Source organism: Streptomyces sp. iso_384, from assembly GCF_056172905.1.
This window is the reverse complement of sequence record NZ_JBWBTT010000001.1, coordinates 5413930-5426361: the sequence shown is the minus strand read 5'-3', so window position 1 is coordinate 5426361 and position 12432 is coordinate 5413930. Positions and strand designations below refer to the sequence as shown.

General features: G+C 70.0%; 13 protein-coding genes. 4 read left to right on the top strand and 9 right to left on the bottom strand.

The window, feature by feature from the left end; translation table 11 throughout:
* Positions 1-124 precede the first annotated feature (124 nt).
* Positions 125-1567, bottom strand: coding sequence for an aminopeptidase P family protein (locus AC0VY3_RS24365; RefSeq protein WP_475550591.1), 1443 nt, complete (start codon positions 1565-1567; stop codon positions 125-127).
* 66 nt (positions 1568-1633) lie between these two features.
* The gene (locus AC0VY3_RS24360) at positions 1634-3097 is read right to left on the bottom strand and encodes an aminopeptidase P family protein (RefSeq protein ID WP_475550590.1); all 1464 of its coding nucleotides are present in this window, start codon (positions 3095-3097) and stop codon (positions 1634-1636) included.
* Between the two features lie 301 nt (positions 3098-3398).
* On the opposite strand from AC0VY3_RS24360, the gene AC0VY3_RS24355 reads away from it, so the two are divergent.
* Complete coding sequence (locus AC0VY3_RS24355; protein WP_475550589.1) at positions 3399-3536, top strand: hypothetical protein; 138 nt, start codon at positions 3399-3401, stop codon at positions 3534-3536.
* An 80-nt stretch (positions 3537-3616) separates the two neighbouring features.
* Here AC0VY3_RS24355 and AC0VY3_RS24350 read toward each other — a convergent pair whose 3' ends face one another.
* Positions 3617-3796: a hypothetical protein gene (locus AC0VY3_RS24350; protein ID WP_475550588.1), complete on the bottom strand. Its 180-nt coding sequence runs from the start codon at positions 3794-3796 to the stop codon at positions 3617-3619.
* Positions 3797-4767: 971 nt separating this feature from the next.
* Complete coding sequence (locus AC0VY3_RS24345) at positions 4768-5337, bottom strand: rhodanese-like domain-containing protein (RefSeq protein WP_412082588.1); 570 nt, start codon at positions 5335-5337, stop codon at positions 4768-4770.
* A gap of 93 nt (positions 5338-5430) precedes the next feature.
* Between AC0VY3_RS24345 and AC0VY3_RS24340 the strand changes: the two genes are divergently transcribed.
* Positions 5431-5709 carry a metal-sensitive transcriptional regulator gene (locus AC0VY3_RS24340; RefSeq protein ID WP_103531405.1) on the top strand — a complete coding sequence of 93 codons (279 nt, stop codon included), beginning with the start codon at positions 5431-5433 and terminating at the stop codon, positions 5707-5709.
* A gap of 21 nt (positions 5710-5730) precedes the next feature.
* Here AC0VY3_RS24340 and AC0VY3_RS24335 read toward each other — a convergent pair whose 3' ends face one another.
* The 3 genes from AC0VY3_RS24335 to AC0VY3_RS24325 are packed head-to-tail and all read right to left on the bottom strand — an operon-like array spanning position 5731 to position 8234.
* Positions 5731-6474: a sulfite exporter TauE/SafE family protein gene (locus AC0VY3_RS24335; protein ID WP_412082587.1), complete on the bottom strand. Its 744-nt coding sequence runs from the start codon at positions 6472-6474 to the stop codon at positions 5731-5733.
* Positions 6471-6836, bottom strand: a complete 366-nt coding sequence (locus AC0VY3_RS24330) for a rhodanese-like domain-containing protein (RefSeq protein ID WP_103509362.1) — start codon at positions 6834-6836, stop codon at positions 6471-6473. Before AC0VY3_RS24330 ends, AC0VY3_RS24335 begins: the two co-directional genes overlap by 4 nt.
* A 33-nt stretch (positions 6837-6869) precedes the next feature.
* Positions 6870-8234 (bottom strand): rhodanese-like domain-containing protein, encoded by a 1365-nt coding sequence (locus tag AC0VY3_RS24325; RefSeq protein WP_475550587.1) that lies wholly within the window; start codon positions 8232-8234, stop codon positions 6870-6872.
* 160 nt (positions 8235-8394) lie between these two features.
* Here AC0VY3_RS24325 and AC0VY3_RS24320 point away from each other — a divergent pair, with 160 nt between their 5' ends.
* Positions 8395-8793, top strand: a complete 399-nt coding sequence (locus AC0VY3_RS24320) for a DUF302 domain-containing protein (protein WP_412082693.1) — start codon at positions 8395-8397, stop codon at positions 8791-8793.
* 114 nt (positions 8794-8907) lie between these two features.
* Entirely contained in the window at positions 8908-9537 is a 630-nt protein-coding gene (locus AC0VY3_RS24315) for a GNAT family N-acetyltransferase (RefSeq protein ID WP_412082585.1), read from the top strand.
* Between the two features lie 71 nt (positions 9538-9608).
* On the opposite strand, the gene AC0VY3_RS24310 is transcribed toward AC0VY3_RS24315, so the two are convergent.
* Positions 9609-10964 carry an MFS transporter gene (locus tag AC0VY3_RS24310; RefSeq protein ID WP_412082584.1) on the bottom strand — a complete coding sequence of 452 codons (1356 nt, stop codon included), beginning with the start codon at positions 10962-10964 and terminating at the stop codon, positions 9609-9611.
* A gap of 235 nt (positions 10965-11199) precedes the next feature.
* The gene (locus tag AC0VY3_RS24305) at positions 11200-12264 is read right to left on the bottom strand and encodes a LacI family DNA-binding transcriptional regulator (RefSeq protein WP_475550586.1); all 1065 of its coding nucleotides are present in this window, start codon (positions 12262-12264) and stop codon (positions 11200-11202) included.
* Positions 12265-12432: the final 168 nt, after the last annotated feature.

The following is a 12432-nucleotide window of genomic DNA, read 5'->3' as shown; positions in this document are numbered from 1 at the left end:
AATCTCTGAAAAATCTGCGCACCGACCGCACAAAGGTGGCCTGACCTCGATCACAAGTGTGCGAAAGAAGACGGCTATTGAGCCAACGCGGCGTGTCCGGGCGCCGCTCAGGGCCTCGGTGGCGTCACCGAGAAGCGTGCATCCACGCCTCGATCGCGTCCGCACCGCGCGGAAGATCCGACGACAGGCACAGCGCGCCCTCGGCCGTGATGACGAAGTCGTCCTCGATCCGCACGCCGATGCCGCGCAGCTCCTCGGGAAGCGTCAGATCGTCGGGCTGGAAGTACAACCCGGGCTCCACGGTGAGCACATGACCCTCCTCCAGCACACCGCCCGAGTACGTCTCGCTGCGGGCGGCCGCGCAGTCGTGGCAGTCCAGGCCGAGCATGTGGCCCGTGCCGCAGACGGTGTAGCGGCGGTACAGGCCGGGCTCGTGCGGGATCGCCCCGCCGCCGGGCCGCAGGCCCCAGGCGTCCAGCCCCTCGGCGATGACGCGCGTCGCGGCGTCGTGGAACGCGCCGTACGGCGCACCGGGCCGCAGCGCCGCGATGCCGGCCGACTGGGCGGCGAACACCAGGTCGTACACGCGGCGTTGGACATCCGTGAAACGGCCGCCGACCGGCAGGGTCCGGGTGACGTCCCCCGTGTAGAACGAGTCCGCCTCGACACCCGCGTCCAGCAGGAGCAGCTCCCCTTCCCGTACCGGACCGTCGTTGTGCATCCAGTGCAGTACACAAGCGTGCGCGCCGGCCGCCGCGATCGTCTCGAACCCCAGGCCGTAACCTTCCAGCCGGGCGCGCCGGTTGAAGGTGCCCTCGACCCACCGCTCACCCCGCGCGAGGCGGCCGGCGCGGGGCAGTTCACCGACGACGTCGTGGAAGCCGGCGACCGTGTGCCCCACGGCGGCGCGCAGCTGCTCGATCTCCCACTCGTCCTTGACCAGCCTCAACTCAGAAAGGAAAGACAGCAGTTCGGCGTCGGCCGGTGCGGACGGCGGGACCAGCGCGTCGACGAACGCGTCCGTGCCGCGCACCACTCGGGTCGGTACGCCACCGCCGAGCGCCCGCTCCAGGCCGTCCCGGGCGGCCGCGTCGACGCCGAGGGCGTCGGAGGTCTCCCGGAGGGTACGGCGGCGGCCGACCCAGAACTCGCCGTGCTGCCGGTCGCTGTAGAACTCCGCCCCGGACGGACCGGCGTCGCGCGGTGACCGCGGCCGGGTGAACAGGGTGACCTCGTGCCCGCTGCCGGTGGGTTCGAGGACGAGCACGCTGTCCGGCACCGCCGACGTCCCCTGCTCGGCGGTGAGATGGATGAACGCGGAATGCGGCCGGAAGGCGTAGTCGAAGTCGTTGCTGCGCGTCCTGAGCCCGCCCGCCGGGACGACGATCCGCTCGCCGGGGAACCGCTCGGACACCGCCGCACGCCGCTTGGCCGCGCTCGCGGCCCCGGAGACGGGCGGAAGCCTCCGGTCCGTGTCCGCCCACCCCTGCCGAAAGACCTCGGCGACCACGGCCGGTGTCCGACGGTCGTGGTTCCTGGCCCCGCGCGAGCCGTCCCGCTGTTCCATCGCACGCCCTCCCGTCATCCGGCACCTGTGCCATCAGGTGTCCGGGTCGTGTGCCCGTTCCCGTCGTCAGCCCCGCAGCCGGGCCATCCACGCCTCCACCTCGTCGGCGGCCCGTGGAAGACCGGCCGAGAGGTTCTCGTTGCCGTCCTCGGTGACCAGGACGTCGTCCTCGATCCGCACGCCGATGCCGCGGAGCTCCTCGGGTACGGTCAGGTCGTCCGGCTGGAAGTACAGGCCCGGCTCCACGGTGAGCACCATGCCCGCCGCCAGCGTCCCGTCCACGTACAGCTCGGTGCGGGCCTTCGCGCAGTCGTGGACGTCCAGGCCGAGCATGTGCCCCGTGCCGGCCAGCGTCCAGCGGCGGTGCAGCCCGAGTTCGTACGCCTCGTCCACCGACCGCCCGCCGAACAGGCCCCAGGAAGAAAGGTGCTCGGCCAGCACCCGCTGGGCGGCATGGTGGAAGTCCCGGTACTTCGCGCCGGGCCCGACCGCGGCGATACCGGCCGACTGCGCCGCGTACACCGCGTCGTACACCCGGCGCTGGACCGGCGTGAAGCGGCCGTCGACCGGCAGGGTCCGGGTGACGTCGGCGGTGTAGAGGTTGCGGCTCTCCACTCCGGCGTCGATGAGCAGCAGCTCGCCCGGGCGGGTCTCGCCGTCGTTGCGGCCCCAGTGCAGGGTCGTGGCGTGCGGTCCCGCCGCGCAGACCGACGCGTAACCGACGTCGTTGCCCTCGATCCGCGCCCGCATCCAGAAGGTGCCCTCGACGACCCGCTCCGGGGTCGGTGTGTCCGTGCCGAGGGCGCGTACCACGTCCTCGAAGCCACGGACGGTCGCCCGGCAGGCGTGGCGCAGATCGGCGATCTCGAACGCGTCCTTGATCAGGCGCAGTTCGGACAGCGCGGCGCGGAACTCGGTGTCGCGCTCGGCGGTCACCCTGTCGGCGAGGGCGGCGTCGACGTCCGCGTCGTGGCCGCGCAGCAGCCGGATCGGGCCGGTGGCCGCGGCGAGCCGCTCGGTGAGGGTGCGGACATCGCGGCAGGGCAGGCCGAGAAGCCGCTCGTTCTCGGTGAGGCTGTTGCGGCGGCCGTCCCAGAGCTCACCGTGGTAGTCGCGCCAGAACTCGCCGTTCTCGCGGTCGGACCGGGGGAGCAGATAGGCGATGGCCCGGTGCTCGCGGCCCGGGCCGGGCTCCAGGACCAGTACGGAGTCCTGCGACTGGTCGCCCGTCAGATGGACGTAGTCGGAGGACGGCCGGAACGGATAGTTCGTGTCGTTGGCGCGGACCTTCGGGTTTCCGGCGGGGATCACCAGGAGATCACCGGGGAACCGGGCGGAGAGCGCCGCCCGGCGGCGCGCGGTGTACGCCGCCTGCGCCACGGGTTCGAGGTCATGACGCTCGGTGTCCGCCCAGCCCTGCCTCATGTTCTCGGCGAGCTCGCTGCTCACCTCCCCGTACAGGCCGTTCTTCCGCGCCCTGTTCTCGTCCGGTTCATCGGCCACGATCTGCCCCTGACGCGCATCCGTCATGCTCGTTCCTCCTCGACCGTGGACCGGAACTCGCAATGTACGGTGTGACATTGCACAAGGCAAGGAGGGTGCCCCACCGGTGTTCGCCCGAGGGGGCGCGATGCTCCGGTCAACGCCCCGGCGGAGATTCGGGTCAGCCCTCGAGAACGCGCATGTCGAAGCGTTCCGGCGGGTCACCGAGCGTCCGGACCCGCCGGCAGACGCCCCGCGCGGCAGCGCCGACGGACTGGGCGGCCAGTGTTCCGAAGATCGCCGATATCAAGACGCACGGCCGGAAGTTCTACGAGCAACTGCACACCGCATGGCCGGATTCCGAGCGGACGCACACCAAGCCGGGCTGCTGAGGATCGCGGAGCGGGCGGGGCCGACCGCGCGGAAGATCCGTTCGCTGGAATCCACCCTGCACATGATCGAGGGCACCGCCCCGATGCAGCCGTAGGTCGGTTCTCGACGGCGGCAGCCACGGGCCCGGCTCCCGGCGGGAGAGGGCCCGCTGCCCCCTTGCGGGGGCGGGTGCCCTCAGTCCTGGTGCGGGTTGCCGTGCGGCTTGCGCCGTTCCCGGTGGTTGAGGTGACGGATGGCCACACCGGCCATGCCGCCGGCCCCGGTGAGCCTGATCAGCGGCGTGCCCGGGAGCCGGTCGGACGTGGGTGACAACAGATCGATACGGGCAGAGCGCGACGCCCGGAGGTCGTTCACCCGCACCCCTCTCCGCCCCGCTGAACAGCAGGCCGGAGAGGGCCTGCGGTGGCATGCGGCCGTCAGATGTCCCGGAAGAGACTAGCGAGTGCCGTGACCTGCTGTGATGGGAGTGTGGAGGCTGCTGACGTGCACGAATGGCCGTTCGGCTCTTTCATACTCGTGCCGGTTGATGGGGCTGAAAGTCCCAGAAAGGTCCCAGGGGACTCCCACGGCTGACGGGCGCCTTTCGGCTCTGTGCGGCAGTGCGGGCTCGTCGGCCGCCTCGTTCTCGACGAGAGTGCTGCAGCCTCGAGGTCGAACGCCTCGCGCTCAGTGGATGCCTTGCGGGATGACCGACGACGACTCTTCGGCCGCCGACGGCACTGAGCCGACGAGGCCGTGCATCCCTCGCACGCCCTACGGTGAGCGGCCTGTCGCGCGAGCCCGGCGCGAGCTCACTCGCCTACGGCGTGGAGGCCGACAGGGCGGCCGGACGGCCTGCCCGCAGCACATAGGACGCCACGGTCCTGCTGTTCGCCGGCATGTTCGTTCCGCTCACGGCCCCACGGAGCTCCCGTTCCGGCTCAGTGCATGGACCGGCATCCCCAAGCACACAGTGGACCAGTGGCTCGCCGACGAGCCGGGGGCGTCCGTCACGGGCGTCGACGCGACTTCCCGGACCATGTACATCCGCGTACGCACCCCGGAGGTATCCCGCCGGTGCAGTCTCTGGTCGACCGGTTCGGGGCGGATTCCGGATGGCGTTCCCGCCGTGGTGGACACGCCACGTGGTCGGCGCATCGCCGTCGGGGTGGTCGGAGGCCGAGCGTCGGACCGGCTCGGTCCAGCCGCGCCCGGCCCCGCGGATCGTGCGCTCGCGGGTGACCGGACACGGGTGGCAGTGTCTTTCGGCGGGCAGGTGTGACGGCCGAAGGATACTGAGCGGGGTCAGGCGAACTGGCCGTCAGCTCTTCGTGGTCGACGGTGCGTCAGTCCTGCAGGGCTCGCAGGGTGGCGTCCAGGTCGGTGGTGCGGGGCTGGTTGTGGGGGAGTTTGGCGAGGGCGGCGGCCATGCCGCAGGTGTTGGTGGCGGCGGAGAGGACGAGGCCGGTGCCGATGGCAGCGGACAGCCAGCGGGCGGGGCGCCAGCGGAGGCCCGCGGCGAGGCCGAGGACGGTAAGGGATCCGGCGGCGAAGCGGACCTGGCGCTCCATGGGCCAGGGGGCCTGTGCGTTTTCGGGGCGGTGGAGGGCGTGCCCCGCGGCGGCCCAGGCGGTGGTGCCGCCGGTGAGGGTGGTGGCGGGGATGCCGCCGGCGGCGAGTTCGGCGCAGGCGGTGGTGGAGCGGTTGCCGGAGGCGCAGACGATGAGGAGGTTGCCGCCGTTGGCTGCTGCCTTGAGGGCGGGCAGGGCGGTGTGGAGGTGGTCGAGGGGGATGTTGTGGGCACCGGGGAGGTGGCCTGCGGTGTATTCGCCGGGGGTGCGCACGTCGATGACGGTGTAGTCGTCGAGGCATGCGGCGGCCTGGGCGGGGATGAGGGCGGTGGGGGTGGTGCTCATGTGCGGAGTGGTCCTTCCGTGGTCCTCCCGGGGGTGGATGTCCGTACCCGGGTATGATACCCCTAGGGGTATTTCCTTCGGTGGAGGTGGATGGTGGAGCTTGAGATGGCGGCCGACGAGCTGAAGGCGGTGCTGAACCGGCTGCGGCGGGCTCAGGGGCAGATCGCGGGGATCATCAAGATGATCGAGGAAGGCCGGGACTGCGAGGATGTGATCACGCAGCTCGCGGCGGTCTCCCGCGCGTTGGACCGGGCCGGGTTCGCGATCATCGCGACCGGCCTGCAGCACTGCATGGCTGAGGGCGGGCAGGCGGCCGGCGACCGGGACGAGATGCGGGCCCGGCTGGAGAAGCTGTTCCTGTCGCTGGCCTGAGTGCGGCAGTGGCTGGTGTGTTCATGCGATCACGTCGATGAGCATGAACACGGCCACTGCCAGGAGCACGCCGGCGAAGACTTTTTGAAGGCCGTCGCCGGAGACCTTGGCGCTGAGGCGTTTGCCGTCCCAGGCGCCGAGTATCGCCGCTCCGGTGAAGGGGCCGATCAGCGCCCAGTCGAGGCCGCCACCGCTTCCCGCGCGGGCGGTCAGAGCGGCCAGCGAATTGACGGTGATGACGAGCAGGCTGGTGCCCACCGCGCGGCGCATGGTCAGGCCGAGGACGCCTACCAGGGCGGGGACGGCGAGGAATCCGCCGCCGACGCCGAGGAATCCGGTCACCGCGCCGAGTCCTGCGCCTGCCCCGGCTGCCTTACCGGCCCGTGTCCGGCCTGCCGGCTCTGACGTGGAGGGGCGAAACATGCGCACGGCCGCCAGTGCGGCAATCACCGCGAACGCTATGGTCAGGACCGCGTCGGCTACGTGGCCGGATGCTGCTCCGGTGAGGTAGGCGGGGATGATGCCCGCGGCGGCGAAGAGTGATCCGGCTTTCCAGGCGACGTGGCCGTCGCGTGTGTGGGCGTACAGGGCGGTGGCGGAGGTCGCGGCCACGATGATCAGACTGGCGGTGGTGGCCGCAGCCGGGGTGAAGCCGAGCAGGTAGATCAGGGCGGGCACGGCGAGGACGCTGCCGCCGCCGCCCAGGGCTCCGAGGGCGAGGCCGATGACGGCTCCGGCGATGAGGGCGAGAACGAGGGCACTCACGCTATCCGGCCGCTGTTCCCGCGTTCGTCGCTGACCGGGTATCCGCACGCGGCCCACGCGTTCATGCCGCCCTTGACATCCACTGCTTGCTCTCCGCGCCGGGTGAGGAGTTTGGCTGCCTGCTGGGAACGGTGTCCGCTGCGGCAGATGACCACGAGCGGCCGGCCCGACGCTCCGGGCGGCAGGTCACTGCCGGCGACGAGCTTCGACAGCGGGGCGTGCACCGCGCCGGGGGCATGGCCGGCGATCCACTCAGGCTTTTCGCGGACATCGAGCAGGACCGCGTCCGGGGCCGGGCCACTGGTACGGCTGCGGGCCTGTTCCACGCTGACGCGGGACTGGCTGCGGCGGGAGAGGAACATGACGTTCTCCCCTTTCTCGTGCTGGGGTGAGGGTCAGCCGGTGGTCAGCGGCAGGCCGGCGTCGGTGGCGACGTCGAAGCCGTCGTCGACGGCGACGACAGCCCGGCCTGCCGCGTCCAGCAGGGATGCGGCGATCGCGGCGCGCATTCCGCCGGCGCAGTGCACCCACACTTCTCCCTGCGGCACCTCGGCAAGACGCCCGTGGAGCTCGTGGATGGGGATGTGCACCGATCCCTCGATCCAGCCGTTCGCCCGCTCGGAGTCGCGGCGCACGTCCAGGACCACCACCCCGTCGCTGTCCTGTGCGGCGAGCCCGGCGAAGGTGGAACGCGGGAAGGAGACGGGTGCCTGTCCCGCGGGAAGCCATGAGGCTGGGCCACCGGTGGCAGCGGCGGCCGGCCGGTCGATGCCCACCCTCACCAGTTCGCGCTGGGCGTCGGCGAGCTGCTCGGCCGACTCGGCGAGCAGGGTGACCGGCTTGCCCCAGGGGATCATCCAGGCGAGGTAGGTGGCGATCTTGCCGTCGGCCTCGAAGTTGAACGCCCCCGCCACGTGCCCCTCGGCGAAGGCCACCCGGTTGCGCAGGTCGACCACCCACTCCCCGGCCGCAAGCCGCGTAGCGATCTCGGCGGGGTCCGCGAGCACGGGCGGGGTCAGATCCACCGGCGCCGGACCTGCGGTATTGGCCGGGCCCATGTACGCGTAGTAGGCGGGCACATCCTCCAGCCCGGCCAGCAGGTCGGCGACGAAGGTGTCCACATCGACGGTGAGCGCCGCATTGACGCTCTTCTCCTTGCCGATGGTGCTCTCCTCCCCCTCGGACTGGGCCGAGGAGCAGAAGCTGCCGAAGCCGTGCGTGGGCAGCACCGCCGTTTCGTCCGGAAGGCCGGAGGCCAGACGGCGGGCGGAGGCGTGCTGGGCGCGGGCGAGCTGTTCGGTCAGCCGCGGCTCGACCAGGTCCGGCCGACCTACCGTGCCGATCAGCAGCGACCCACCGGTGAAGACGACCACCGGGCGCCCCGCCTCGCGCAGCGCGTACGAGATGTGGTGCGGGGTGTGGCCGGGGGTCGCGATCGCCACCAGCGTCACCTGGCTGACCGTGTCGATCTCCACGGTGTCGCCGTCGGCGACAGCCACCCGCGTGAACGGGACGTTAGCACCGGCCGGCACGAGGTACCGAGCGCCGGTGATCCGGGCGAGTTCCAGGCCGCCGCTGACGTAGTCGTTGTGGATGTGCGTCTCCACCACGTGTGAGATCCGCACACCGCGCCGGACGGCTGTCGCCAGGACCTGGTCGATGTCACGCGGCGGGTCCACCACCACCGCCGTGCGCTCACCGCCGGCCAGATAGCTGCGGTTGCCGAGACCTTCCAGCTCAATGGTGTCAACGAAGAACACGCGGATACTCCTTTCGCATGGAAATTACCCCAGGGGGTATCTGTCTTCACCGTAACACTTGTACCCCGGGGGGTATATTCCGTGGGTGGGCCGTCACCGGGCGGGTACCCGGAGATCCCCGCGCGAAGTGGGACCAGCGGACGAGGAAGAGGCGATGGCGATGACCTACAGCCGCACCGTGTACGTGGAGAGCGACTTCGAGGAGGCCGTGAGGGCCGTACGCGAGGCCCTGGCCGAGCAGGGCTTCGGCATCCTGACCGAGATCGACGTGCGGGCCACGCTGAAGGAGAAGCTCGGCCACGACATGGAGAACTACCTGATCCTCGGCGCCTGCAACCCGCCGCTCGCCCATCAGGCGATCGAGGTGGACCGCTCCATCGGCCTGCTACTGCCCTGCAATGTCGTCGTCCGAGCTGACGGTGCGCGCATCGTGGTCCAGGCCCTCGACCCCGCCACGATGGTCACTCTGACCGGCCAGGACGCCCTCGAGCCCCTTGCTGAAGACGCCACCCGGCGACTGGACGCAGCCCTGTCCGCCCTCAACCAGCAGCAGGCATAGCACCGCCCGCACCGCCGATCCGCTCCGCCGCCTTCTGCGATCACTGTCCAGGGGCGATCAGTGCCTGCTTCTCGACTGCTCCGCCGTGTCCGATCCATCTGGCATGATCGGCCCATGAGCCGGCCCTCGGTGACTTTGGACGAGATCGCGTTCGACGACTGGCAGGACGTCCACTCATGGGCCAGCCTCGCCGAGGCTTGTCGTTTCCAGCCCTGGGGGCCGAACACCGAGGACCAGACGCGCCACTTCGTGAAGGCCGCCGTCGCGGCGCGGTCGGACGAACCTCGGCGGCGGTTCGCCCATGTGGCCCGCTGCGGGGGCGCCGTCGTCGGTATGGGCGAGCTGTATGTGCGTAGTCACAGACGGCGGCAGGGTGAGATCTCCTACCTCGTGCATCCGCGGGTATGGGGCCGAGGCATCGGCACCGAAGTCGGGCGCTCGCTTCTCTCGCTCGGGTTCGACCAGTTGGGGCTTCACCGGATCCACGCCACCTGCGACCCGCGGAATCGTGGATCCTCCCGGGTGCTGGCAAAGCTCGGAATGACGTACGAGGGGCACCACCGACACACGGCATGGATCCGGGACGGCTGGCGGGACTCCCTGGTGTTCGGCATCCTCGAGGCGGAGTGGCGTGCGGGAACTCGGAGCGGTGTCGACGCAGCTGATCCCCGCCCGGGCGGGCCCGGTCCGTTCACGGCAGTGGCCTTCGTGGACGAGGCGGCGCGCCGCAAGGGCGAAGGCTGACCAGGTCGGATGTGATGCGCTCTGCCCGCGGGTCCGGATGCACCCCGGATTCCCGTGCGTAGATGCTCGAGTCATGCAGGGCCTTCTCTCTCCGCCCTTGGTTCCCGGCGCACGATCCGAACCCGTAGGCGATGCTTGCTCCACCCGACTGCCACTCTACGGCCGCCGACCGTGGCCAGGACGAGCCCTGTTGTCGTGGCGGTGCAGGCGGCCACGGCGCCGGCTGTCACAAGGCCGACGCGAGGTCCGTACGTGTCGGAAATCCATCCGACGACCGGAGCGCCGACGGGTGCACCCCCCAGTAGGACCATCATGTACAGGGCTGTCACACGGCCCCGCATCGTGGAGTCCGTCGACGTCTGGATGGTGGTGTTGGTGCTGACGTTGACGACCATGGCGAACAGCCCCATGGGCAGCATGAGCAGAGCGAAGCTCCACAGGGACGGCGTCAGTGCGGCCGCGATCTCCACGATGCCGAAAGCCAGCGCGGCCAGGAAGGGCAGTCTCAGCCGTGCCGTTCCCATCCTGGCGGCGAGCAGCGCACCGGCCAGGGAGCCGGCCGCCACCAGAGTGTTGAGGAGGCTGTAGGTACCGGCACCGGCATGGAAGGCGTCGTCGGCGAAGGCGGAGAGGTGGACAGGGAAGTTCAGGGCGAAGGTACCGACGAACCCGACCAGAACAATGGTCCACACCAGCTCCGGGCGGTCGGCGACGTAGCGAAGGCCCTCGCGTAGTTGTCCCCTGCCACGCGGGGCACGCTCGACGGTACGCAGTTCAGCTGTGCGCATCAGCAGCATGCAGGTCAGGGGAGCGGCAAAGGAGAGACCGTTGAGCAGGAACGCCCATCCGGTGCCGATGCCCGTGATCAGCAGCCCCGCTACGGCGGGACCAATGAGGCGGGCGGACTGGAAGTTCGCCGAATTGAGGCCGACGGCGTTCCGTAGCTGATCCGGGCCGACCAGCTCGGAGAGGAAGGACTGGCGGGCAGGGTTGTCGAGAACGGTCGCGAGGCCACCCGCGAACGCGGCGGCGTACACGTGCCATACCTGGACGCTGTCTGTCAGCGTGAAGGCAGCCAGGGCGAGAGCGGCGAACGCCATGACTGTCTGGGTCAGCGCGAGCACGGGGCGCTTGCGCAGGCGGTCGACGAGGACGCCGCCGTACAGTCCGAAGAGGAGCAGGGGCAGGAACTGCAGCGCGGTGGTGATGCCGACGGCGGTCGCGGAGCCCGTGAGACTGAGTACGAGCCAGTCCTGGGCGATGCGCTGCATCCAGGTGCCGTTGTTGGAGACGACCTGGCCGAGAAAGAACAATCGGTAGTTTCTGACCTTCAGTGAGGAGAACAGGGATCCTCCGGAGCGTGGGGCTTCGGTGGAGTCACCGGGGTCGGCCGCGGAAGAGGATTCGACTCCTCGTCCCGTACTCAACTGGATCGCCTCCAGGGCTCGGCAGTGGTGCCAGGCATGTCGGGAGCGCCGGTTCCCGGGACCGGCTCTGCTGTGGATGTCGTGTCGGCCTCCGGCCAGTTCGTGCGCTACGGCCAGTGGACCGGCCGCTGCCGCTGAGGAGAGCGCTGTTCGCTTCCAGCGTCCGTAGCCCCAGGTGGCCGCCCGCTTCGCGCCCGGCCGGTTCCCCCGGGGCTCCTGGTTCAGAGGTGCTCGTTCAAAGTCTTCCGCCCTGGTTCACGGGAGCCTTCACGGTGGAGGCAGCCGGCGTCGCGGTCGAGTCACGGACAATGAGCCGGGGCCGATGGAGCACGGAGTGCCCTGCCGAGTCACCGGAGTTCTCCATGCCCTGCCTCACCCTGGTGAACGCGGTGGACGCCATCTCCTCCACCGGCTGCCGTACGGTGGTGAGCCCGGGCATCGCCATGCTCGCGAGCATGATGTCGTCGTAACCCACAACCGAGATGTCACGTCCCACGGTCAGGCCGGCCTCCCTCACGCCCGCGATGACGCCGAGGGCGCACATGTCGTTGATGGCGACGATGGCGGTCGGGGGGTTTGCGGCCGCGAGGAGCTCGCGCGCTGCTGAGCGTCCCAGCTCAGCGGTGTCCCGGTCGTCGAAGTCCAGGGTGTCCGCTCCCGACCACACGATCCCGGCCTCCGGGGACAGGCCGGCGGCCTCGATGGCCTGTCGGAACCCGCTGTAGCGTTCGGCCCGGTTGATGCTGCCGATCGATCCTGATACGAAGGCCAGCCTGCGGTGTCCGAGCCCCAGCAGATGTTCTGTGGCCAGGCGCATTCCGAGCACGTTGTCCGTCCCGATGTTCACCACGCTGTGCGGGTCGCCGGGTTGGGCGGTGCGGTCGAAGGCCACCAGCCTGAGCCCTGCCTCGACAGTCGGCTTCACGTGGTCGAGTGACGGGAGCGAGGAGCACAGGACCACGCCACCGATGCCGTCGCCCCAGAGTTCCTCGATGTAGTGGCGCTCACGATCGCGGTCACGCTCACTGTTGCACAGGAGCATGTAGAAACCTTCCGCCAGCGCGGCGGCTTCGAGGTGACGCGCGAACGTGCCCCAGAACGGGTTGGCGACCGACGGCACGATGAGCCCGAGCATCTGGATCCGCCCGGTACGCAGCTGCTGGGCGGCCCGGTTGGGGCGGTAGCCCAGACGTCGGATCGCCGACTCGACCCGTGCCCTGGTCTCCGGGAGCATCTTGCCGGTGCGGCCGTTGAGCAAATTGGACACCGTGCTGGGTGAGACCCCCGCCTCCTGCGCCACCTGGTAAATCGTTGTTCCGGCCACAGTTGGCCCCCGCTCTCCTTGAAAACCCATTGTTTCCACGATGTTGACATCAAGTATGGGTGTTCCTAGTCTCATGCATCGATGCACCAGTAAATCGGTGCACCGCAATCAACGCAAGTCTCACCCACCCAGTGCATGCTCTGT